Consider the following 23,390-nt stretch of genomic DNA (forward strand, 5'->3'; position numbering starts at 1 on the left):
AATCCGTTGCCGAACTTCCTTGCGATCGCCCCTCAAACTTCGCTATTATAAAAAGTTGCAGTTAAAACCCCACAACCCACGATCATGGCCAAGCGCGTTCAATTAGTTTTAAATAAAGATGTCAGCAAACTCGGCAAAGCTGGCGACGTAGTAGAAGTAGCCCCGGGCTACGCCCGCAACTACCTAGTACCCCAAGGAATGGGATTTAGAGCCACTCCGGGCATTCTCAAGCAAGCAGAGCGCCGCCGTGAAGAAGAAAGACTGCGCCAGCTAGAGCTCAAGCAGCAAGCTGAAGTCCGCAAAACCGCCCTGGAATCGGCCGGGCCTTTCATTATCTCCAAGCAAGTCGGCGAAGCAGACGCGATTTTTGGTACTGTTACCAACCAAGAAGTAGCAGAACTGATTTTCAACTCTACCAGTCAAGAAGTCGATCGGCGCGGCATCACTCTGCCCGAAATTCGCCAAACTGGTACATACAAAGCTGAAATCAAACTACACGCAGAAGTGATCGCCGAAGTTGATATTCAAGTTGTTCCGATGTAATTAAGAGTCATCATTCATCAGTCATCAGTCATTAGTTGTTAGTCATTAGTCATTAGCTAACAACTAAGCACTGCTAAGTAAGGACTCAGTAACGCTAACTTGCAGATTGAGAACGGAGCATCTCTGCAGAGAGTAAGAAGAAGCATTTTTTCAGGAGTGCGAGATCGAGAGAGCGTGAGTCTGGTATAAACGCGAGCTCGCGACAGATCGCACTCCTACAAAAGCTTACACTGATAATAACTAATGACCCCGCCGGAAAAACGGACACAAGCCCCGACGCTCCTGAGGGTCGAACCTAAAATTGTCGGATCTTGTTCAAGCTCCCAGATTCATCTGTAGAGTAAATCTAAAATCTAAAACCTAAAATCTAAAACCTAAAATCTAAAACCTAAAATCTAAAATCTAAAATCTAAAATCTAAAATTGACTGACTGAGGACTATTGACTAATGAGCGATTTGATGCCGACAAATATAGAGGCAGAAGAAGCAATTTTGGGCGGGATTTTAATTGACCCCGAAGCTATTTCCCGAATTGCCGAACTGCTGCGGCCGGAGTTTTTTGCCATCACCGCTCATCAAGTCATTTATCGATCGGCATTAGGGCTATTTTTACATGGTCAACCTACGGATCTAATGACGGTAACAACTGCGCTAACCGACCGCAACCAGTTAGAGCAAGTAGGAGGACTAACTAAATTAGCACAATTAGTCGATCGCACAGTTTCCGCAGTCAACATCGACCAATATGCAGTTTTAGTTGAAGACAAATATCAGCGCCGCAAATTAATCGAAGCTGGCAACAACATAGTACAATTAGGTTACGAAACGGCAACACCGCTAGAAACAGTCTTAGACCGCGCCGAACAAGAAATTTTCAGCATAACTCAAGAACGTCCGCAACAGGATTTAGTGTCGATCGGCGAAACATTAAACCAAACATTTCAAGACCTAGAAAATCGCAATGAAGGCCTCACACTTCCCGGTATTCCGTGCGGTTTCTATGACTTAGATGCTATGACAGGAGGCTTTCAGCGATCGGATTTAATCATCGTTGCAGCCAGGCCGGCGATGGGCAAAACGGCCTTTTGTACCAATATCGCCCACCACATCGCCGCCGGACAGCAAAAATTGCCGGTTGCCGTTTTCAGCTTAGAAATGTCGAAAGAACAGCTAGTGCAGCGTATTCTGTCCAGCGAAGCCAAAATAGAAAGTAACCGATTGCGATCGGGTAGAATCAGTCAAAACGAATGGGAACCAATCAGTACAGCCATTGGCAATTTATCAGAACTACCACTATTTATTGACGATACTCCCAATATTACCGTCACAGAAATACGATCGAAAGTCCGCCGCCTGCAAGCAGAACAAGGCGGAACCCTAGGATTAGTCTTGCTAGATTACCTGCAATTAATGGAAGGTAGCAGCGACAACCGCGTGCAAGAACTATCTCGAATTACCAGAAGTCTTAAAGGTTTAGCCCGCGAACTCAACGTGCCGATTATTGCCTTATCTCAGTTGAGTCGGGGTGTCGAAGCGAGGACAAACAAGCGGCCCATGATGTCGGATTTACGCGAAAGCGGATCGATCGAGCAGGACGCGGATTTAGTAATTATGCTCTACCGCGATGAATATTACAACCCTGATTCGCCCGATCGCGGAATTGCAGAAGTAATTATTACCAAACACAGAAACGGCCCCACAGGAATCATCAAACTATTATTTGACGCCCAATTTACCTGCTTCCGCAATCTGGCATCTCCAAAGCGATCGTAAATCAACCCTGGGGGGGTGACAACCCGCCCCAAACCCAGATTGAGTAAAGATTTAGACCACTTATACTAAAAAAAGATAGGCAGCCAGATTGTTACACGCTTGCTTATCCAAAAACATAATGTTACCAAAATTCTATTAGACCCACTTACAAAAACAACTGACGCACACTCAGTTTGTTCTGCGAACAATCTTACTGAATCTGCTATATTCCGAGAAACGGGTGAGGGGAGGATAACTGTATTCATCGCGGTGGCAAAGCACCAGCTTGCTTTGGCAATGGTCAGACAATTTTTAGTATTTTTGGCTCGGATGAGTGGTATGAATACTCTTCCACAAGCTTTAAGATTGATGGTTAACCAACTTGAAAATATCGGTAAGTTGCTTTTCGGTTTTTCTAACCGAGACAAACCAGTTAAATTCTTCACGTAGGATCGACAAATAGCCGAATCAGCTTAGTTTATTTTTTTGACAATTAATCCACCCTGCTTGTAAAGGGGGGCTAGGAGAACTGGAATTAGGGAAAATGCGAGTAAATTTTCCAGCATTCTCGCGCAATTTCCCAGTCTTCCTGCGTGTGAATTAACAAAACTCTCGCCGCTGAATCGACTGCCGCAATATCTTCATCAACTGGCGAGTTTTGATTCTTTTCCCCATCCAATTTCAAATCCATAAATCCAAAAGCTTCGCAAGCGGCCGCCCGCACAACAGCCGAATTTTCCCCAACTCCCGCCGTAAAAATCAAAGCATCCAATCCTCCCAAACTCGCCAGCATCGCCCCAATTCCCGCGCGCAAACGGTGGATGTAAATATCTAATGCAAGTTGAGATCTCTCATTACTTTGTGCGATCGCCTCTCCAATCTGCCGCATATCGCTAGATACCCCAGAAATCCCTTTTAAACCAGAATTTCGATTGAGAATATTATCTAATTTTTCCGAAGTTAAATCCCCTCGCCTTAACAAATGAATTATAATCCCAGGATCTATCGAACCCGATCGACTTCCCATCATCAAACCTTCCACAGGCGTAAATCCCATCGTCGTGTCAACACTCACGCCCCCGCGAATCGCCGCCAAAGAACACCCGTTGCCCAAATGACAGCTAATCAGCCGCAAATCAGCCAAATCGCGGTTCAGAATTTGAGCAGCCCTGCGAGCGCAATATTGATGGCTAATGCCGTGAAAACCGTAGCGGCGAATCCCGTTTTCCAGCCATTCGTAGGGGCCGGGATAAACAAACGCAGCGGGCGGCAATTGCGCGTGAAAAGCTGTATCAAATACAGCTACTTGCGGCACATTTCCGAGGTTTTTTTCAAGGGCTTCGATGCCTTCGAGGTTGACGGGATTGTGGACGGGAGCAAACACAGATAAACGGGCGATCGCCTCTTTGACATCCGGTGAAATCAACGTACTTTGCTGATAGTCTTGCCCGCCGTGTACGACGCGGTGGCCGACAATATCGATCTCCTTTAAACTGTTAATAACTTGAGTTTTACCGTGCCACAGAGTCTCCAGCATTCGAGAAATACCGGCTTCGCGAGAGTCTGAGGTGAATTCTTCCTCAAGTTCAGTTCCCGAGGCAGTTTCGACATTCAACTCGGCCACACCTTCGCGGTGATTCCACTCAATTTGCGCTGACCACAGGGGTTGCGGCGGGCGATCGGGCAGGACATCCTTTAACTCGTAAAGACAGCTCTTTTGACTGCTAGAACCCGCATTTAACACCAGTATTTTCATGCTTTATTCTGTCCGGTTGATTCATTCTTTCGATCGCTAGGCGATTGAAATCGCGTTTTGTCAAACTTTCGTCCCAGCAGAGGGGGACTAAAAAATGTTGAGATCCTGGGAAAATTATTAAGAAAAATGTCGAAAAATTAACTGTTAATGCAATCTGTAGCTAACAGTTGCATTTTTTTGATATATCTTCTGTGCAGATTTTCATTTACTAAAGTTTAAGGAGCAGATCGATGTTTACACCAATTTTACTTGCCACTGTCGCCAGAACCGTAGAGTGGAGCCCCACGACTGGTTTGATTATGATTCTTTGCAATATTTTAGCTATTGCGATCGGCAAATCAACCATCCAAAATCCTCACACAGGCCCAGCCGCGCCCTCATCGGGTGCGTTGGGCGGTTTGAGCTTGGGTGCACTTGTGGGAAGTCTCTGCTTCGGTCATATTTTGGGAACGGGTACGATTTTAGGATTGTCTTACATCGGTGCGATTTAGTGGCAGACTGTAGGGTGCGCCTCCGCACCTTACCCGCGATTTCAAGTACCGGGTAAATTGCGGAGGTTTTCATCCATGTACGATCGATCGCCCAAAACCTCCAGCAGCGGCCCGCGAACATCAAACTTGACGATACTGACAGAAGCTGCTAAAGCGGCAATGCGATAGCGATAACGTCCCAAATCAATCCCCAAGAGACTGCACAGAATAATTCTAATAGTCGCCTTGTGCGAGACAACCAAAACATTACCGCTCTTGTACTTTTCCTGAATTTCTGCGATAACTAAGGACGAGCGGCTAGCAATTTCCACGGAAGTTTCGCCGCCATTCGGTGCATTCCAAGCAGGTTCAGTCAGCCAGTTAATATAATCATCTTCGTATTCTTTTTTGACTAATTCTACTGTTTTGCCTTCCCACTCGCCGTAATTAATCTCCCTCAGTCCGTCGCGAAGCTGCATTTCAATTCCCACAGCATCGCACAAAGGTTTTGCAGTAGCAATTGTGCGTTTCATCGGACTGACATAAACAGCATCCCAAGGCAATTTTGCGTAAGTAGCAGCAAACTGTTCTGCCATTTGAGAACCTTCGGGCGTTAATTCTGGGTCGATAGCGCCGCAGAAACCGCCTGTTTTGCTGTAAGTCGTTTCACCGTGTCGTACAAAGTAGATTTTTAAGCTCATGATTTAGTTAATTGTGTGTGAATTTTACTATGTTAGCAAAAGAGTTTAAAAAACTCCTTCAAATCATTGAGAGCAGGATTATCCCAATCCCAAATATCTTTTTTGTGTTCCATAACATAATCAAACTCATACATACTGCATTTTCTGCCAGCTTGTTTCTGATCCTGCTTTGAGCAAGTATCAAACCTCAGATAGGTGTTAACCCAGAATTTATCAAAATCTTTCTGCTTGATTTTCTTTCCCTTGCTTTCTATGCAAGTTTTCCAACTATCCAAACAATCAGCATGAGGAGATTCTTGAGTTTTTATTCCCTTTAAAAGCGTTTCCAGTTCGCCTTTACCTTCAAAATTTGTAAAGTAACAAGCCAATTTTGCCTTGGTTCCATTATCTCCACAAATATCGATAAATTGTTTAGTGCTTGACAATGTTTCAGATTTAAACACCTGTTGTATACATTTATTTACCCATTCTAACCGATCTGGCTCGGAATAGTTGTCAATATCAATAATAATCCCAATTTTTTCTATATCTCTTTTTTGAAGGTCGGCTTCTAAAGCTTTTAAAGTAGTAATTAATTTTGTTGCGCTCAATCCTTCCAAACGTTCATAATTATCTATATAAATAGGTTTTTCTACCTGGATATCGCAGTTTAGTTTCTCAACCATTGCCTGCATAAAAATTGCATCATTTTTACTTTCTACTATGACAATATTACTCACCTCTCACTCCTTTTTGATGCTCTAGTGCGTAATTCAAGGTTTCCAAATCGCGCCGGATTCCGATTACTTGATCGGTTTTCGGTTTCTTGGCTAGTTCAAAATATGCGCTGCTACATTCCTGATTGGTTTCTAAACCAACATCAGCAAATGCTTGAAGCATCTCTAAACTGTGCGTTGTGGCAAAAATCTGGGTATCCAGTTCCACCGCCAAGCGAAATAAAATTCTCCAAAACTCCCGCTGGTTTGTATAGTGTATGCCATTCTCTATTTCATCGATTAGCAGGATTTTATGTTCGCTGTTTACCAGTTTCAAGATTATGTCTGCAACTCGGTTAATTGCATCTCCGAATAATGGAAGAGGCAAACGCTTTTCTCCTTTTTTTCTCAAGTACAGCGTGGGTTCACCAATTGAAAAGCTTTCTACTGATTCGATAGCCGGATCGATAACTTGAAAAGCTTTTAAAACTTCACTATCTTTATCATCCAAACGGGCGCGGTCGTAGGCTGCCGTGAGTTCTTTTCCAGAAATTCTGATAAAGGAGGGAATGATTGCTACTTCGTCAGCCTCATCTTCAATAAAAATTCTATCACTATTTATTAAACCACTTGAACTAGCTATTAAAGATGACTGGACAGCTTCTTTTTCGTTTATTATTACCTTAATAGTTATTACAGATACACCTGCCTTGTCTTTCGGTAAAGCATCTATTATACCTTGACTAGCAATCATATCAATTACGGTGTTTTTGAATTTATTGAAGATCGACTCTATAACTATTTCTACTCTATAAGTTTGATAATTCTCAATTTTTCCAATAATTACTATATGTTTATCTTTATCGAACAAATAAAAAAAGTTATCCCAGGCTCTCTTAGGCATAGCTTTTAGGGCTTCTAATGACTCCCTTCTTAGCTCTCTTAGTATTTCTATACTACTCGCTTTGGGAGCAACATAGAGAACAAGTGCTTCTAGCAGGGCTGTCTTGCCTGCATTGTTTTTACCGCCGATTAAATTGACTCTTTCAAACCCAGAAATTTTGATTTGCTCAAAGCACCTAAAATTTTGGATTTCTATTTCTTTAAGCATGACCAATCCCTTTTGGATATCTAAATCCTGAATTACGGCAGATTTATTCTAAAACAAATGGAATCCCGTAGGGACACGGCATTACGGTGTCCTAATCCACGATCCTGTGCCGGACACGGCATTGCCGTGTCCCTACCCAGAATATCGCTAGCCCGGTGCACCCGATCGCACGGTTTGTTCTCCTACCTCGGGCTCTTTCGTTTCCTTCGGCGCTTCCGACGAAACCGCGCCACCGTGCGGCCACTTCCAGTCGCGGATTTCCGGCATATCATCGCCGTGTTCGGTAATGTATTGCCTGTGTTCGATCAGCTTGTCGCGGATAGCTTGTTTCCCATAAGCAGCAGCATAACCGAGTTTCGGCACGCGATCGAGTACATCACCAACCAAATGGAATCGATCGAGGTCATTAATTACCACCATATCAAACGGCGTCGTAGTCGTGCCCTCTTCCTTGTAACCGCGCACGTGAATATTCGGGTGATTTGTCCGGCGGTAAGTCAACCGGTGAATCAGCCAAGGATAGCCGTGAAAAGCAAAAATCACTGGCTTATCTTTCGTGAACAAAGCATCAAAATCTTTGTCAGACAAACCGTGGGGATGTTCTGTCGAAGGCTGAAGCGTCATCAAATCCACCACATTCACCACCCGCACTTTTAACTCGGGATAATGTTGGCGGAGAATGTCAACAGCAGCCAAAGTTTCCAGCGTCGGAACATCACCCGCGCAAGCCATCACCACATCCGGTTCGTAACCTTTATCGTTGCTAGCCCACTCCCAAATACCGATACCCGCAGTGCAGTGTTTAACCGCAGCATCCATATCCAAATACTGCAATGCCGGCTGCTTCCCTGCAATAATCACGTTGACATAGTGGCGGCTGCGGAGACAGTGATCGGTAACAGACAGCAAAGTGTTCGCATCCGGCGGCAAATAAATCCGCACAACTTCCGCTTTCTTGTTAATTACGTGGTCGATAAAGCCCGGATCTTGGTGAGAAAAACCGTTGTGATCTTGCCGCCAAACGTGAGAAGTTAATAAGTAATTCAGAGAGGCGATCGGTCTGCGCCAAGGAATATCGCGAGTAGTTTTCAACCACTTGGCGTGTTGGTTGAACATCGAATCAATGATGTGAATAAAAGCCTCGTAACAGGAGAAAAAGCCGTGGCGTCCCGTCAGCAAATAGCCTTCCAGCCATCCCTGACACATATGTTCGCTGAGGACTTCCATCACTCGGCCATCGGGAGAGATGCGATCGTCCTCCGGCAAAATTTCGCCCGCCCACACCCGGTCTGTCACTTCAAACACCGGATCGAGGCGGTTTGATGCAGTTTCGTCAGGCCCGACAATGCGGAAATTCTGGTTCTCCTGATTGAGTTTCATCACATCCCGCAGGAAACGACCAGTGACGCGGGTGGCTTCGGCCATCACAGTGGCTGGTTTTGGCACGTCTACGGCGTAGTCCTCAAATTTTGGCATTTTTAAGTCTTTTAGCAAGATGCCGCCGTTAGCGTGCGGATTTGCCCCCATCCGCCGATCGCCCTTGGGCGCGAGTTCCGCCAATTCTGCAATTAGTTTGCCCTTGTCGTCGAAGAGTTCTTCGGGCTTGTAGCTTTTCATCCAATCCTCCAGGAGTTGGACGTGTCCCGGCTGAGAAGCCATTTCAGCTAATGGGACTTGGTGCGATCGCCAATAATCCTCAGTTTTCTTCCCGTCAACTTCCTTCGGCCCCGTCCAGCCTTTGGGAGTCTTCATCACAATCATCGGCCACTGGGGACGGCCGGAATATCCCTCTGTCCGGGCTTTTTCCTGAATCGCCTTAATTTCGCCAATGACTGTATCCATAGTTGCAGCCATCAACTGGTGCATGGTTTCCGGGTCTGAACCTTCCACCCAATAAGGTTTGTAGCCGTAACCGACCATCAAACTTTCCAATTCCTCCTGCGGAATGCGGGCCAACACCGTCGGATTGGCAATTTTGTAGCCGTTCAAGTGCAAAATCGGCAACACGGCCCCATCCCGAACCGGGTTGAGAAACTTGTTAGAATGCCAGCTAGCAGCCAGCGGGCCAGTTTCCGCTTCCCCGTCACCGACAACGGCCGCCACGATTAAATCGGGGTTATCGAAGGCCGCCCCGTAAGCGTGGACTAGGGCGTAGCCGAGTTCCCCGCCTTCGTGAATCGATCCCGGAGTTTCCGGCGCGACGTGGCTGGGAATACCGCCGGGAAAGGAAAACTGTTTGAACAGCCGTCTCATCCCCTCTTTATCTTGGGAAATATGCGCGTAATATTCGGTGTAAGTTCCTTCTAAGTAAGTGTTGGCCACCAAGCCCGGCCCGCCGTGTCCCGGGCCTGCGATGTAGATAGCGTTTAAGTCTTGCGCTTTGATGATGCGGTTGAGGTGAACGTAGATGAAGTTTAGGCCTGGAGTGGTGCCCCAATGTCCGAGGAGTCTGGGTTTGACGTGTTCGATTTTGAGGGGTTCTTTGAGTAGCGGGTTGTCGAGGAGATAGATTTGTCCGACGGATAGGTAGTTTGCCGCCCGCCAGTAGGCGTTCATTTTGTGTAGTTCTGAGTCGGAAAGCGGCTTTAATTGCGGGATCTCGGTTGTTCCTAGCATCATCAGCGATTGACTCCTGAATTTTGGTTGTTTTGTAAAGTGCGATCGATAAGTGCGATCGATATTAATTTGTTATTTGTGACATTTTGTATTTAAACTCGATGTCTTCCACGCAAACTATTGAATTCTAGCTTGTTTATGCCTCCATTAAAGTTTAAATCAATGTTAATTTCTGGCTAAACATCGCACAATTCTGAGGGAAAAAAGGCGGATCATTGCGGGGATCAAAGAATTAAGCAATACATAATAGGATTTAAACAAGAGTTTTTGTAGGGTGTGCACTGCGCACCGATCCTTAGTATATTTTGCGAGTGGTGGGATGTGTTGTGGAAGTCCCGAAAAGATATTTCTTAAGGTAGATGTCAGAATTAATTATAATAAATACGAACTAAAATGTTGTTGAGGCAGGGCGATCGTCCGCTGACTCCTTTTCTGCTAAAGTTTTGTATGTTCGTCATATCAAAGTTCTCGTTAGCTTAGCTTATGGGCGTACTTAAATCATACTCATCTTGAATATTCTTGATTCGGAAACTAGCATTAAATTTTTTCTTAAACTGACTTTGTAGCTGTTGTATACTTGTTGTCTGTTTTGGCACACGTGTAGACACGACAAAACATAGCTTCTTAATCTTTTGGGGATTTGTCGAAAGTAATTTAATAGTTGATTCTATTTGTTTAACCGCCTGTGCAATATCGCTTCCTTTCAACTCTACATATATTTCTACTGCATCAGAAGGAATGAGTGCGTAGTCGCAACGCAAAGTCTCATTGTCACTAATAACGCAGCCATCAACCTTAATTTTTAATATTTTGTCTTGATTCGGGTTGAGGAACGTTATTTTACTTTTGTTTTCCTGCAAGACAATCTTGGTGTCGGCTCTATGTTCCTCACACTCTGGAAGACTTTTCATATACGATTCAAACTAAGTTGAGAAGTTGATCGAATTCAATAGCTAGTTCATCAGAAACAGAATCAATCACTCGCGCATCAATCAACCCAGTATCAGGACACACAATACTATTGCATTTTCCATCGCTCAAAACATAGGCTGAGAGATCGTCAACATCTAATGATTTGTATCTAGATACAATCTCTTCTAGTTGATGTTGTATATCTTCGCTGGACTCTTCATAAAGAAGCCCAGCCTGGAGCAGATTATTAAGTGCTGTCAGGACATAAGGACTATGGGTAGTTATAAAGAATTGAAGTTGCTCTTTGCGAGAATTAAAGACAGTAGCGATCAACTCGACAATATTACGCTGTGCGCTTGGAAATAAATGCGCTTCCGGCTCCTCAATATACACTGTCTGACCGACAGGAGGGGAAGCTAGAAAAGGTAGTGCCGCTAGAATAATTGTCAGAGGTAATGTTTCCTGTTGACCGGAAGATGAGTTGACAATATTCATGCGTCTTCCATCTGCGGCCTCCAGAAAATCTTTGCCTTTTTCCTGTATATGCTTACCGCATAAAGACTGCTCTATGAGCCTGTTTATTTCCTCTAGTATGTCTTTTGTATATTTATCTTCAAGATCATATTGTATACGCAAATTTTTTATCCCTTCGTATGTTGAGCCAAACGATATTAGAAATGGATCTAAGGTATTATTACTTGAGATAATAGAAAAAATATTGCTTTGAAGATTAGAGAAAAATGAGCGGCCAGCAGGAATAAAAAGCTGATTGAAGGCTGCCTCTCGACCAATGGATCTGCCTAAACTTTCTACTAAGTGATTTTTTAATTTTTCTTCTTCAAAAAATGAATGAACAATATAACTCCAATCCAAGCTTTTTCCTCTTCCTTTTTTTACGAAATTTCGTAGGTCTGCCAATTCTTTCTTGAAAAAATCTGAATAGCTGAGGGAAATTCTACCTTTGGTATCCTGTTTTCTCCTAACTTCTATAAAAACATTGGAAATTTCATACCTGATGAAAAAATGTTCTTTTCCCCAACAATCAGGAGGAAAATATTCCTCAAACCTCTTGGAATAGTTTGAATCTAGATTGCGTTTTGTCTGCTCATTATCTACAACCGATAAAATTTCCCATACGAAGTTCTTAAAATAAAAAAGGAGTTTAGCGCAAACGCTTTTACCGCTGGCTTGAGGGCCAATAAGTATATTTATTCGTTTGATTTCAATCTCCAAATCCTTGATGCCAGCAAAGTTTCTAACTATTAATTTTTCAGCCATAATTGAAATCAAGTATGCTAAGGGCTTGCGTCATCTTAACATACCAATTTAAATTTTATGGTTAAAGTGGTCACTTTTGTGTTAATAAACCGAATTAGTCACCCTAGGAAAAACCTCAAACAACTCTCATTAATATCAAGATGGATTTATACCATTTGTACCAATATACTTTTGGATTACCGCAGTTTTTTCGTGAAAGTCGATCGCCCATATCGCCTTTCTGGTCGCTGAGGAGATTTTAGACCAACGTGCGGTTATTGATAGGGAAAGGAATTACCGAAACTCTAAAATAATACCATTTTTACAAAGTTTGGCTAGAAAATAAGTGTTGGGTTTGTTTACATGGCCTCTCGATCGCACAGGTGCGGATCTGTGAGATTGTCGATATGGTGCGTTAGGGGTTGTTCATGGAGTCGCACCCTACGACTACTTAGCCGATGCCACCAAGTAAACTCAAGCAATCTCAATCCGAAAATCACTGCATCGGTTTGATTGCTGGCTAGATGCCATCGCCAATATTTCCCACTGAAAAAACTTAGGAGGCGACTAAAACAGGACTCTCTGAAATCCGGCAAACATTGGACACAGTTGGCTGGTGGGAAACGACTCGCAGTTCGTGAGGATAGCGGGGACGCGGGTCATTTTCTAACCAGATGGGCGGTACCATCATCACTTCATAGTAAGCGATCGTATGCAAAACCCCTGGCTGGGACTTCAACTCCACAGTTAAGCCCGCTCGGTACTCAAATGCTTCTTCCCAGTCTAAGTTTTCATTGATACCCATAGCCATCGCGCCTCTTAATCTTGTTTCTTTTCTCCATTGTAGGCTGCTACATAAAACATTCGGTACTTTCTGTTGCTTATGATACAATTTGTAACTTTATATATACGTTCCCTGACAATTGAACAGAGAGGAGCAATTGTCAATAAGTAAATAGACAGATTTTCCGAGAGGTGACAAGCAAGCTCAAAAGCTAGGCTGGAAAAGAGTTTGAGTTGATATGTCTCAAAAAAAATACGTGGGCGAAGCGCCAAGAGGCTGATATCAACTCCGGTAGCATCGGAATTGATATTACCCACAGTCAGGACACGGCAGTGCCGTGTCCTGACAATTAATCGGGGTAGGGACTTAGGTGCTCGGCGCGGTGTCCTCGGTATCATTCCAATGCAATCGGAAAGGATATGATGACACAAAGGAAGAGAAGAGAATTTTAAGGACTCAAGTTTGTACTACAAACCTATTTTTGGAAGTTGGTCTAGTAAAAGAAAGCCGTTTTTTTTTACTAGACCGGGTTTCTCGATTAGTGAAAACTCAACTAATTTCACTTGGTTTGTTTCTGGTTCCTGTCGCTGTCGCCGTCTTTTTAGCAGTTGTTTTGTTCGGCACCGTCTTCTCAGTTCCAGTTCCGATTTGAGCGCAGCAGTTTTAGTTGACTTCTTCGACTTGCTGCTAGTTTGCTCGCCCCCTGCTGCTGGGGGGTTATACGGGGCGTTTGCCGCGCCTGATATTTCTGGCCTATAGAACCCATTTGAGATCTTTTCTTAAAAAATAAGGCAAACAAACAAGTCGTCTCACAGAACTCAATAGCCACAAGACGATAAATCATGGAGCGCCTGACAACGAAGTATTTTTGTCAAAAACCCGCTTTCTGACCACCCCTGCGTAACTCCCCATTACCAATTACCAATTACCAATTACCCATTTCCAATCACCAATCACCAAGGACTCCCAATCATCACAAAAGCCGACCAATAATAAGGATGCGACAACTTCAAATCCGCAAACCCTTGCAGCGAAGCCGGCAACTCCACCCCCTCACCCCGACTCAAACCCCGCAATCTGCCGCCCTCCAAACGCACATCTCCCCGCAACATCGCAATTTGCGCTTGTCGCAGCGCCGCCCCCTTAATTCGCGCCGTCTTCAACTGCTGGTAAAACTCACTCATCAATCCCAAAGTACCTTCATCACTCACGTACCACAAACTCCCCAAAGCCGTTTGCACCCCCGCCTGCAGCGCCAACCCCCCAAAACCCAACTCCGCCTGTGCATCTCCCACCGCAGTCCGACAAGCACTTAAAACTAACATATTCACTTGCGGATCATTCAATCTCAAATCCCGCAATTGATCCAGTCGCAGCCGACTATTCCACAACTGAATAAAAGAATTATTTGGTGTTCCAGGTCGAAATTCGCCATGAGTAGCTAAGTGAATAACCCCAAAAGGTCGGCTTTGATGCTGTCGCTTCAAATTCTCCAAAGTGAAACCCTCATTTAGAAAACTAACTCCAGGCCACTCTTTAGAAATAGCCGCTATTTCAGCAGGAACTGCAGGCAAAGGATTCAACTCGGAAAATTCCGAGGCCCCCATTGCTAAAACTTGAGAATTTCTGAGATCGACGTAGCGGGTATCTGTTAAATTAATGCTGGGCATCAGGCTGAGATTGTACTTTTCTACCAAAAATTGCTGTCCGTCGTGCAAAGCAGCAAAGGGCATACCTCTCAAACCTCGATCGACAACAAAGGAAATAGTATCCGTTTCGCAGCTTTTCAAACTGTCCTCTAAAGGCGCAATCATCCACTTATAAAGCTGTTGGGAAGATGGTAGATAACTCGTAGTAGTCCGCACCCCCGGTTTGGTAATCTCATCCCTGAACTGAGTTACAACTTTCAGAAGTTCTTGCCGGTTCGCTGACGGCACACTTTTGTGAACCACTTCACCGCAAGAAGTTATCAGCATTAAATTTAATTTTTCCGGTTGCGAGAACAGATAAATTAAGCTAGGTTTTGTGCCGGTTTGTGCACCCACGGATGCTAACTTTTTTTGAATTTCCTCTGGGGATACCAACTCGTCGCTGATGTTGATTCCTAAATATTCCCCGAATTCTTGGCTGAAAGATTTGTCCAGCAGAGACAAAGCTGCCGATATTTTGCCGGTTTCCAAATTCCTGCCGATATCGCCGCGAAATGCTGACTGAATAACTGAATCTCTGATATTTGAATTGATGAAATTTCTCAGTTCTCTGGGAGACTGCATTCTTTCGGGCGGCATCCTTTCTCCGGGTTTTCCTATATCTCGCGATATTCTGTTTTGGTTCTGCCGCTGTTCGCGACTAAAGGGTTGGTTGCGATCGGGAAAAACCCGGCTTCTATCTAATGGAAATCTACCGCTTGGCGATGGTGAAGGAGTTGGATTTGGTGAAGGAGTTGGGGTTGGAGTTGGAGTTGGGGTTGGAGTTGGAGTTGGGGTTGGAGTTGGAGTTGGGGTTGGAGTTGGGGTTGGGGTTGGAGTTGGAGTTGGGGTTGGAGTTGGAGTTGGGGTTGGAGTTGGCGGAATAATATTGACAGCGCCATCGATCGGCGCAGCACTACCGTTAATTCTCGCATCTCCTTCCACAAAAGGTATCGGCGGGTTCCTATCGCCGCCGCCGTGGCGAATCGCAACCGATCCGACCCGATCGCCCCTAACAGTCGAGATGCTAACTGGAGTGCCGTTTTGGTTGTTGAAAGTATCAGTTACTCGAACAAAATTGGGAGTTTCTATATTAACGTTACCGCCCGGAGCATTTATGGATGCAACACTGATATCATTTTGGGCATTAAGAGTGACTGTCGGAGTTCGATCGAACCCAATCGGATTAACATTTATTCGCTCAATTCTGATTTCGTTTCCGGCTAAAATCCTCACTATTCCTGAAGCATCTATATTGCCAGTGCTAACAGTTCCCCTGCTGCTAGTGACATCAACTGCAACTCCCTGCAAATCTCGTGAATTCACATCGAGCGGCGCTATTAAATTGACATTTCCTGTTGTAGCGTCTGTATTGCCAATATCAATACTTCCCGTATTGCTAGTTACATTAACTCCAACGCCCCGCAAATCTCTTGAATTTACATTGCCAGAAGTTGTCAAACTGACATTTCCTGTTGTGGCGTCGGTATTGCCAATATTAATCCTTCCCGTATTGCTAGTTACATTAACTCCAACTCCCCGCAAATCTCTTGAATTTACATCCAGCGGCGCTGTTAAATTGACAGTATTTTCTGTTGCTGTAGCGGGTCCAACATCAATAATTCCAGAAGTGCTAATTACATTAACTTTTGTTCCCAGCAAATCCCCTAACTTTACATTTCCTGAACCTCTTATATTAAGATTCCCAATAGATGTAGTATTACCGATCGCAATATTTCCCCGAGCGCTATTGATATCGACTGAGCCCCCCAGCAAACTCCGTGCATTTAAGTTGCTGGTTGCTCTCAAAGCAATCCTAGCCGCCGGAGCATTGATGGAATCAACGCTAATATTAGTTAGGGCGTCCAGATTGACTGTAGGGATAATGGGATTAACTGGATTTGTGGCGACAGGATTAACAGTTATTACCCCTGTATTGATTTGCTGTCCTGCTACAATTCTGACATCTCCAGAAGTAGCGACCGCCCCCGTAGCGACACTCCCCGTACTGCTGCTAGCACTGACAGTCGCAGCGGTGAGATTGCCAACCGTTAAGTCCCTAAAAGCTGTCAAATTGATATTCTCGGTTGCTGTAATATTGACTGGTGTAGTATTAGGAACAATGATATTGGCATCAGTCAAAACTCCCAATGCCCCGGAGTTACTGGTAATATCAACATTCGATCCCTGCAAAGTCCCAAAATTCACATTGCCAAAAGCTCTGAGTGCGATCGCCCCGGAAGTCCCAGTATCGATCGACCCTGTGACGATATTACCCCGAACAGTATTCAGACTAATACTGCCGTTGATATCAGCACGAGAAATGTCACTTGTCAATATAATATTGTCATTAGCTTGAATATTAATTGTCGAACTAGACGTTAATCTGCCCCCAGCTAGCACTCCGGCTTCCCTGCTTTCGATATTAATTTGACCGCCATTAATATCTCTAGTGGCGATACTTCCCGGCGCTGACAAAATTACAGGCCCACCGGCTGAAATATTTTCAACTGAAATCAAATTGCTCGATAAAAGTGGGCTTGTAAATATCGAATCTTCATCTAAACTGTTAGTAGGAGGATTTAGCAAATTTGCCACTCCCGCCCGCAGAATTAAGGCCGGACTGCTGCTTAAAGTAGCAATATCGGGATCACCACTCACATTTTCCCTGCCCAATGCAATATCGGGGCCGGTAATTGTAATATCCTCGGCAACAATGCTCCCCTTCGCCTCGACTTTCAGCGAAACACCAGTATAATCTCCAAAGAAAACATCTCCTTCAGAACTGATAATCGGGTCAAATAAACTGACAAAGTTTCCCGGCATTCCCGATAGATTCCGAATGGAAAAATTGCCACCCGAAACAAAGTGAGAATCCCCCGAAATAACTCCGTTGCTAACCAAACTCAAATTGCCGCCGCTTTGGAATTGCGGGGGAAGAGATAAGCCGCCGATCGCATTTTGAGTGAGAATATCAATAGTGCGATCGCCCCGAATGTATAAATTCCCCCCAGCCTGCGCCAAAAAAGGATTCTGGGCGCTGTCCCTGACCCGCACCGCATCGGAGCCCAGCAAACTCAAATCCCCGGTAGTTTGCAACCTAGCATCCGCTAACGTGAGATTTCCCGCAGCCCATAAATTCGCACTTCCCGCATTCAACTGCGGCAGCCCAGACACATTAGCAGCAATTGCCACATCCCCAGAATTCACCTGCAAACCAGAACCCACAAGCCTCACAGAACCGTCATCCGCAACCGCAACAGCCACCGCCTGATTTTGCCCAGTACCTGTCAGCAACTGCGGCAAAGAAACAGGATTCAAAGTCTGTGGAGAATTACCAAAATTTCCGCCCGTTGCTATTTCTAAACTCAACAAATGCCCCGGTTGACTAATGCGCAAAACACGATCTCCCCCAACAGCCGCAACAGTAATTTGCCCGCCCGGGGCAGATAACTGTCCGGTACTAACAACCGTACCGCCAAGCAAAGCCAAATTTTGCCCCGGAGTCACCGCTAAATTGCCAGCATTCACAATACTTCCCGGTACAGCCCCACCAAAATAAAAAGCATTTGGCGTACCAACCAAGGCGCTAAAATTATTTGTACCCGCAGCATTAAACCAATTAGAACCAAAACCGACACCAGTAGCAGTAGTTGCAGTGAAAGCCCCCGGCACGTTCAAACTCGCGTTGGGGCCAAACACAATCCCCGCAGGATTAATTAGAAACAGATTAGAATTGCCGCCCGTGACAGTAATTAAACCGTTAATTAGCGAAGCGTCCCCGCCCGCAATGCGAGCTAATATATTCTGAATAGCCGAATTCGTCAGAAAATTAGCAATTTGACCTTCATTCAAGCCAAACTGCCCAAAACTGTGAAAAAGATTCGCGCCGTCTCCCGACAAACTGCCACCGTTGATATCATAACGGTTGCCGCTGGGGGTGACAACAGTACCCGTACCGTCAGCAGCAGGCACTATGGGCTGTGCTTGCGCGAAAGTATTAAAAATTAACAAAGAAAAGGGACAAATAAATAGCGCAACCTTTTTAATCTTTAAGTTGGCATTTTTCATAGCACTAAGTAAAACTATCTCAATTGCCTTAATTATCGCACTTGCAAACAACTTACCTCTAAATAACAAATTAATTCGCTCATGACAACTCCCAAAATCAAAAGCCTCTACACAGACGGCGCTTGTTCCGGCAACCCAGGTCCTGGTGGCTGGGGTGCAGTAGTTTGCTTCGCCGACGGCAACTGTCACGAACTCGGGGGTGGAGACCCCCAAACTACTAACAACCGCATGGAAATGCAAGCTGCCGTCGCTGCGCTGGAATTTTTTGCCAATTCCGGTCAAACCGAACCCGTCACCGTTTACACCGACAGCGAATACGTTAAAAACGGCATCACTAAATGGATTCAAGGCTGGAAAAATAAAGGCTGGAAAACCTCAACCGGAAAAGATGTTGTCAACCAAGACCTCTGGCATCTGCTAGACAAGCTGAATTCCCGGCAAATCCAGTGGGAACACGTCCGCGGTCACTCCGGCGACTTCTACAACGACAGGTGCGATGAAATCGCCCGCAGCTTCTCGCACAATCTCACTCCCGAACTGCAACAGCAGAAACCAACTGCAGGTGAGACTCAGGCGGGAACTTTGGTTAGCGCGGCCGCACCGCCTCTAGGTTCGGAAAACACAATTGTTTCGGAAGAAACGGACGCAACTGGTAACAAAACGATAGAATCCTATGTCATAACTTCTGACCTTCCGATCTCCAACTCTACCATGATGGATTCAACTGCCGATACCCTGGAGAACTTGCCCCGCGAGGTGAGGGTTCAGGAACTCCGCAATCTGATCGAAACGTTGCACATCGCCGACGAGGTTGCGACGAAAGGCTACTTGATTACCAGTTCTGAACTGGCTGATTTGATGGATGTAAATGCCAGCGCTGTCACCAGTCGCGGAGACAACTGGGTTTGGCGAAATTGGGTAGTTTCGCGGGTGCGGCGCGAGGGCAACCAAATTCTCTGGCAATTAGAGAGAATCGACCACGTTAGTACAACTGATTAAATTGTCGCGCATTTAAATTGTATATTCGGGGCGGGCGGGACGCCCACCCCACAAGACTGTGATTTTTTTTTACATACAATTTAAAGACCGCAACAGCTTAGTGGTTAGTCATGAGTTATTAGTTGATTAATAACTCATGACTAATGACTGTCTCAAAGAAAGATTTGGCAAAATTCCGTAGGGACACAACAATGTTGTGTCCTTTTAGTCATCAGTTTAGTAAACAGACTACTTGACATCAGCCCCAGTTAAAAGAAAGAATCCAACTGTCTGTAAGCCCGTACTCCAAACCCTCATAAAATCAGTGATTTTGCATCTAAAATCTCAAATAGAAAATCTAAAATAGCATGAGTATTAGCTTGCGAACAGTCACTGCTACCAGATATGTCACTCCCTTACGCGAGGGCGGGTCGCTACCCGCGATCGTCGAAGCAGACGATGATGGTATGTACGTGCTCAAATTTCGCGGTGCGGGCCAGGGAGCCAAATCTCTGATCGCCGAGCTAGTGGCGGGAGAGATTGCTCGCGCTTCCGGGCTGCCTGTCCCCGAACTCGTCTTTGTTGAACTCGATCCCGAACTGGCTCGCACTGAGCCTGACCCGGAAATTCAAGATTTGATCCGAGCAAGTGCTGGCCTCAACCTCGCCCTCGACTATCTTCCGGGTTCCATCACCTTTGACCCGATAGCGGGTAAGTCCGAGGCGGATCTGGCCTCAGAAATCGTCTGGTTTGATGCTTTTGTGACCAACATCGATCGCACGCCGCGCAATGCAAATATGCTGGTATGGCACCGCCGGCTTTGGCTGATAGATCACGGTGCAGCCCTCTACTTCCACCACACCTGGAAAGATTATCTCTCGCGCAGCCGCGATCGTTTTCCGCCAATCAAAGACCACGTTCTACTGCGTTTTGCCAGCACGCTGGAAGCGGCAAATTCAAAGATGACTCAAAGGCTAACGCCGGAAATCATTCGCAACATCGTTAAACTAATTCCTGATACTTGGCTGGTGGGAGATTCTCCTTTCAGCGATAGCAACCAACATCGGAATGCTTATATCGAGTACCTGCTAAATCGGCTAGAATCACCACATATTTTTTTGGAGGAAGCGATTAGTGCCAGATCGATTTCTTTATGATTACGCCATTATCCGCGTTGTTCCCAAAGTCGAGCGCGAGGAGTTTATCAACGTGGGGGCGATCGTTTCCTGCGGTACGAAAAAATTCCTCGAAGCCCGGATCGAAATTGATGAACAGCGCTTGATGGCGATCGACTCAACGTTGGATTTGGAAATGATTCGCAATCACCTAGCAGTCATTCCCATCATTTGTGCAGGCGGCAAGGAATCTGGCGCGATCGGTCAACTTCCCCACAGAGAGCGCTTTCACTGGCTCGTAGCACCCCGCAGCACGATCGTTCAGACATCGCGGGTACACACTGGTTTTTGCCAGAATCTACCGGGCGCGATCGAACACTTGCTCGATACAATGGTGCGATCGTCAAGCCGAAAACCCTCTGTAAACGCTCGGTTGCTAGCGGTTGGAATTGACACTCAGGAGAGGCGATCGCACTCTAGTTAGCCTCAACTTGTCGGTTAGATGCTGCGGTGAGCTTGGCGGGCGATCTATCGATTTCCGAAAACAGCCAAAATAGAAGCATCCTCAAGCTGTTTTAGCTAAAAATGAGAATGCCAGAACAAGAGTCTTGACCGATAACTTTTCTAAAGTGTTAGCAGCAGTTTCGCAAGGTAGAAAGATGATGCAAATTGAACCGACAAATATGACTTTCCCTCTCTGGGGTTTAACAATTTTCATCCTGTGGACGATCGCGGTTGTTATCCTGCTGCTAACAGTCAGGATTCGGCATCTATCTGCGGGCGGATCTGTAAAAGATTTCGGCACACAAAACGACGACAGCTTGCTATGGCGACTATTTCGAGTACAATCCAACTTGATAGAAAACCTGCCTTTGTATTTGGGAGTTGTTTTTCTTCTAACAGTTAGGGGTGTTTCAGGAACAGCAGTAGATTTACTGATTGTTGTGTACATTCTATTTCGGCTTATACATTCAGCGATTCACATTGCTGGTCTCGATCCCAAGTATCGGTTCTTCAGCTTAGTAATTCAGTTAAGCTGCTTGGTCGCGTTAACTATGATGGCAGTTTTCTAGTTAAGAAATTACGCAATTGCAACCTCTATATAGTAGGTTGCGTCAGGGGCCAACCTTTATTGTTTCTTGCACAGCGTAAGTCAGACGCACCTTACAAGTCGATCGCCCCTGTGACCTTACTGCCTGTGATTTTGCTAACTTATTGAAGTTTATGAACCGAATATCTCGTGCGATCGCTGTTATTTTAATTGTATTAGGCTGCATTACTTTTGTTTTAGTTCCGCCACCGCAATCAGCCTTAACCGTGCCACCTCCAGTGCAAGAATCTCCACGACGCGGAGGAGATGTTGCTCAGACAATGAATTTTGGACGGCACTTTCAAGAACTAGGAGTTGAAGGCTCGATCGCAATTTACGATTTGAATAGCGATCGGCTTTATCAACACAACCCGCAGCGTAACGCCACAGCTTTTTTACCTGCATCTACATTTAAGATTCTCAACTCTCTAATTTCCTTAGAAACAGGGGTGATTTCAGATGAGATTGCTGTTCTAACTTGGGATGGAATTCAAAGGCAAATTCCCGCATGGAATCGAGACTTGAATATGAGAGAAGCCATAAAACTTTCCGCCGTTTGGTTTTACCAAGTTCTCGCCCGCCGAGTCGGGCACGAGCAAATGCAAAAATGGGTAGCTAAAGTCGGTTATGGCAACCAAAAAATTGGTAACAAAGACGATATTGACAAATTCTGGTTAGAGGGAGAACTGCGAATCACACCCAACGAGCAAATTCAATTTCTCCGCCGTCTGTACAAAAATGACTTACCCTTTTCTGAGCGATCGCTGTCTCTGGTGAAAGACATCATAATTGTTGAACAAACTCCCGATTACACAATTAGGGCAAAAACAGGCTGGGCAAGTTTTGGAGAAGAAACAAAGCCTCAACTTGGCTGGTATGTAGGTTATTTAGAGAAGAATAAAAATGTTTACTTTTTTGCTACAAACATTGACATCCGCAACCAAAATGACGCACCTGCAAGAATCGAGTTAACGCGCCGTTGCTTCAAGGATCTTGTGCTGCTGTAAGTGCGTTATTTGTTCTCTTATATTGGCAAAAACGCCAGCGGATAGGCTAACGGTGACAGCCAAAACAGCCATTTATTGGATACCTGAGTTCGATCGTAGGAAGCCGAGTCTTTTAAATCTTTTAAAACTTACGCAATTGGCACATATAGCAATCCTTGCAGGAGTCGTAAACTTTTTACCCCACCCCAACCCTCCCCGAACCCAAGGGGAGGGAGTAAGAAATTCACAAATGATTTAGGATTGCTATATATATAGTTGCTATAGTGTTATATATCATTTCTCGCAGCAAGGCGACAATCATCTAAGAGAGCATTAAGTTCTTCAACGACTAGCCAGGGGTTTCGACCTTTCAAAAAAGCTACGATTGCTGCTTCATAGGGATTTCTGCCAGTTTTTTTTACTGCTGCGATCGCCTGTTTGTTAGACAATCCCCGCCCGCTGACCAACCAAGCAGCCAAAACCTGTCCTGTACGTCCGATCCCCCCAGAACAGTGAACTACCACCCGTTCGCCTTTGCTATTTGCAGATTCCAAGAACGGCAATATGCGATCGATTAAAATATCGCGATCGACCAATTCAAAGTCTGCAATCGGTGCCCAGCAAACTCGATCGCACCCAAATATTTTCCGATATGTTCCCAGTAAGTCCCTGTAGCGGATGAGTTGGGTCTGAGCAAGCAAGCAGCAAACTTGCTTGATATTATGCCCCTGCATAAATTCAATCCAGCGAGCAATTTCTGCATCGCGGTATCCTGGTCTGGCTGCACCAAACACAATTAATTCATTCTCTGAAGCCGCAGCGAATTTGTGCATACTGTTTTCAATATTTTTACCTATAATTAAGA

The 23,390-nt window shown here is 45.1% G+C and carries 18 protein-coding genes; 8 read left to right on the forward strand and 10 right to left on the reverse strand.

The genetic code is table 11. The features are described 5' to 3' along the window. Window positions 1-84 precede the first annotated feature (84 nt). Both rplI and dnaB read left to right on the forward strand, forming a co-directional pair. A complete protein-coding gene (gene rplI / locus QUB30_RS01615; RefSeq protein WP_333328100.1) occupies window positions 85-543 on the forward strand; it encodes a 50S ribosomal protein L9 in 459 nt (152 codons plus the stop codon). A gap of 447 nt (window positions 544-990) precedes the next feature. Further along, window positions 991-2,316, forward strand: a complete 1,326-nt coding sequence (gene dnaB, locus QUB30_RS01620; protein ID WP_333328103.1) for a replicative DNA helicase — start codon at window positions 991-993, stop codon at window positions 2,314-2,316. A gap of 514 nt (window positions 2,317-2,830) precedes the next feature. Here dnaB and QUB30_RS01625 read toward each other — a convergent pair. Continuing rightward, window positions 2,831-4,051: an acetate kinase gene (locus tag QUB30_RS01625; RefSeq protein ID WP_333328105.1), complete on the reverse strand. Its 1,221-nt coding sequence runs from the start codon at window positions 4,049-4,051 to the stop codon at window positions 2,831-2,833. Window positions 4,052-4,281: 230 nt separating this feature from the next. On the opposite strand from QUB30_RS01625, the gene psaK reads away from it, so the two are divergent. Next, window positions 4,282-4,542 (forward strand): photosystem I reaction center subunit PsaK, encoded by a 261-nt coding sequence (gene psaK / locus QUB30_RS01630; RefSeq protein ID WP_333328108.1) that lies wholly within the window; start codon window positions 4,282-4,284, stop codon window positions 4,540-4,542. 41 nt (window positions 4,543-4,583) lie between these two features. Here psaK and QUB30_RS01635 read toward each other — a convergent pair whose 3' ends face one another. The 8 genes from QUB30_RS01635 to QUB30_RS01670 all read right to left on the reverse strand — a co-directional run bounded on the left by QUB30_RS01635 (window position 4,584) and on the right by QUB30_RS01670 (window position 18,356). Then, window positions 4,584-5,222 (reverse strand): histidine phosphatase family protein, encoded by a 639-nt coding sequence (locus QUB30_RS01635; protein ID WP_333328111.1) that lies wholly within the window; start codon window positions 5,220-5,222, stop codon window positions 4,584-4,586. Window positions 5,223-5,254: 32 nt separating this feature from the next. Next, the gene (locus QUB30_RS01640; RefSeq protein WP_333328114.1) at window positions 5,255-5,941 is read right to left on the reverse strand and encodes a DUF3226 domain-containing protein; all 687 of its coding nucleotides are present in this window, start codon (window positions 5,939-5,941) and stop codon (window positions 5,255-5,257) included. Then, window positions 5,934-7,028 (reverse strand): ATP-binding protein, encoded by a 1,095-nt coding sequence (locus QUB30_RS01645; protein WP_333328116.1) that lies wholly within the window; start codon window positions 7,026-7,028, stop codon window positions 5,934-5,936. The genes QUB30_RS01640 and QUB30_RS01645 overlap by 8 nt, the downstream gene beginning before the upstream one ends. A 147-nt stretch (window positions 7,029-7,175) precedes the next feature. Then, entirely contained in the window at window positions 7,176-9,647 is a 2,472-nt protein-coding gene (locus tag QUB30_RS01650) for a phosphoketolase family protein (protein WP_333328119.1), read from the reverse strand. A 473-nt stretch (window positions 9,648-10,120) separates the two neighbouring features. Continuing rightward, entirely contained in the window at window positions 10,121-10,555 is a 435-nt protein-coding gene (locus QUB30_RS01655) for a hypothetical protein (protein WP_333328122.1), read from the reverse strand. Window positions 10,556-10,562: 7 nt separating this feature from the next. Continuing rightward, window positions 10,563-11,834 carry an AAA family ATPase gene (locus QUB30_RS01660; protein ID WP_333328125.1) on the reverse strand — a complete coding sequence of 424 codons (1,272 nt, stop codon included), beginning with the start codon at window positions 11,832-11,834 and terminating at the stop codon, window positions 10,563-10,565. 535 nt (window positions 11,835-12,369) lie between these two features. After that, the gene (locus QUB30_RS01665; RefSeq protein ID WP_190659166.1) at window positions 12,370-12,618 is read right to left on the reverse strand and encodes a hypothetical protein; all 249 of its coding nucleotides are present in this window, start codon (window positions 12,616-12,618) and stop codon (window positions 12,370-12,372) included. 932 nt (window positions 12,619-13,550) lie between these two features. Then, entirely contained in the window at window positions 13,551-18,356 is a 4,806-nt protein-coding gene (locus tag QUB30_RS01670; protein WP_333328128.1) for a CHAT domain-containing protein, read from the reverse strand. 81 nt (window positions 18,357-18,437) lie between these two features. Here QUB30_RS01670 and rnhA point away from each other — a divergent pair, with 81 nt between their 5' ends. From rnhA to blaOXA, 5 genes are all read left to right on the forward strand, one after another. Further along, window positions 18,438-19,355 carry a ribonuclease HI gene (rnhA, locus tag QUB30_RS01675; protein ID WP_333328131.1) on the forward strand — a complete coding sequence of 306 codons (918 nt, stop codon included), beginning with the start codon at window positions 18,438-18,440 and terminating at the stop codon, window positions 19,353-19,355. A gap of 347 nt (window positions 19,356-19,702) precedes the next feature. After that, the gene (locus tag QUB30_RS01680) at window positions 19,703-20,491 is read left to right on the forward strand and encodes a HipA family kinase (RefSeq protein ID WP_333328134.1); all 789 of its coding nucleotides are present in this window, start codon (window positions 19,703-19,705) and stop codon (window positions 20,489-20,491) included. Beyond that, the gene (locus tag QUB30_RS01685) at window positions 20,469-20,933 is read left to right on the forward strand and encodes a DUF3037 domain-containing protein (protein ID WP_333328137.1); all 465 of its coding nucleotides are present in this window, start codon (window positions 20,469-20,471) and stop codon (window positions 20,931-20,933) included. Before QUB30_RS01680 ends, QUB30_RS01685 begins: the two co-directional genes overlap by 23 nt. A 175-nt stretch (window positions 20,934-21,108) precedes the next feature. After that, window positions 21,109-21,522 (forward strand): MAPEG family protein, encoded by a 414-nt coding sequence (locus QUB30_RS01690; RefSeq protein ID WP_333328140.1) that lies wholly within the window; start codon window positions 21,109-21,111, stop codon window positions 21,520-21,522. Window positions 21,523-21,673: 151 nt separating this feature from the next. Continuing rightward, window positions 21,674-22,546 carry a class D beta-lactamase gene (blaOXA, locus tag QUB30_RS01695; RefSeq protein WP_333328143.1) on the forward strand — a complete coding sequence of 291 codons (873 nt, stop codon included), beginning with the start codon at window positions 21,674-21,676 and terminating at the stop codon, window positions 22,544-22,546. A 266-nt stretch (window positions 22,547-22,812) separates the two neighbouring features. On the opposite strand, the gene QUB30_RS01700 is transcribed toward blaOXA, so the two are convergent. Then, window positions 22,813-23,358 (reverse strand): phosphatase domain-containing putative toxin, encoded by a 546-nt coding sequence (locus tag QUB30_RS01700; RefSeq protein WP_333328147.1) that lies wholly within the window; start codon window positions 23,356-23,358, stop codon window positions 22,813-22,815. Window positions 23,359-23,390: the final 32 nt, after the last annotated feature.

This window comes from Microcoleus sp. BROC3 (assembly GCF_036702515.1).
Taxonomy (GTDB): Bacteria; Cyanobacteriota; Cyanobacteriia; order Cyanobacteriales; family Microcoleaceae; genus Microcoleus.

What these genes read in the sequence shown, in the direction of transcription:
- rnhA (WP_333328131.1), top strand. Translation starts at nt 18,438, where the DNA reads ATGACAACTCCCAAAATCAAAAGCCTCTACACAGACGGCGCTTGTTCC.
- QUB30_RS01670 (WP_333328128.1), bottom strand. Translation starts at nt 18,356, where the DNA reads ATGAAAAATGCCAACTTAAAGATTAAAAAGGTTGCGCTATTTATTTGT.
- QUB30_RS01650 (WP_333328119.1), bottom strand. Translation starts at nt 9,647, where the DNA reads ATGATGCTAGGAACAACCGAGATCCCGCAATTAAAGCCGCTTTCCGAC.
- QUB30_RS01660 (WP_333328125.1), bottom strand. Translation starts at nt 11,834, where the DNA reads ATGGCTGAAAAATTAATAGTTAGAAACTTTGCTGGCATCAAGGATTTG.
- dnaB (WP_333328103.1), top strand. Translation starts at nt 991, where the DNA reads ATGAGCGATTTGATGCCGACAAATATAGAGGCAGAAGAAGCAATTTTG.
- rplI (WP_333328100.1), top strand. Translation starts at nt 85, where the DNA reads ATGGCCAAGCGCGTTCAATTAGTTTTAAATAAAGATGTCAGCAAACTC.
- QUB30_RS01655 (WP_333328122.1), bottom strand. Translation starts at nt 10,555, where the DNA reads ATGAAAAGTCTTCCAGAGTGTGAGGAACATAGAGCCGACACCAAGATT.
- QUB30_RS01700 (WP_333328147.1), bottom strand. Translation starts at nt 23,358, where the DNA reads ATGCACAAATTCGCTGCGGCTTCAGAGAATGAATTAATTGTGTTTGGT.
- QUB30_RS01625 (WP_333328105.1), bottom strand. Translation starts at nt 4,051, where the DNA reads ATGAAAATACTGGTGTTAAATGCGGGTTCTAGCAGTCAAAAGAGCTGT.
- psaK (WP_333328108.1), top strand. Translation starts at nt 4,282, where the DNA reads ATGTTTACACCAATTTTACTTGCCACTGTCGCCAGAACCGTAGAGTGG.
- QUB30_RS01635 (WP_333328111.1), bottom strand. Translation starts at nt 5,222, where the DNA reads ATGAGCTTAAAAATCTACTTTGTACGACACGGTGAAACGACTTACAGC.
- QUB30_RS01665 (WP_190659166.1), bottom strand. Translation starts at nt 12,618, where the DNA reads ATGGGTATCAATGAAAACTTAGACTGGGAAGAAGCATTTGAGTACCGA.
- QUB30_RS01690 (WP_333328140.1), top strand. Translation starts at nt 21,109, where the DNA reads ATGATGCAAATTGAACCGACAAATATGACTTTCCCTCTCTGGGGTTTA.
- QUB30_RS01645 (WP_333328116.1), bottom strand. Translation starts at nt 7,028, where the DNA reads ATGCTTAAAGAAATAGAAATCCAAAATTTTAGGTGCTTTGAGCAAATC.
- QUB30_RS01680 (WP_333328134.1), top strand. Translation starts at nt 19,703, where the DNA reads ATGAGTATTAGCTTGCGAACAGTCACTGCTACCAGATATGTCACTCCC.
- blaOXA (WP_333328143.1), top strand. Translation starts at nt 21,674, where the DNA reads ATGAACCGAATATCTCGTGCGATCGCTGTTATTTTAATTGTATTAGGC.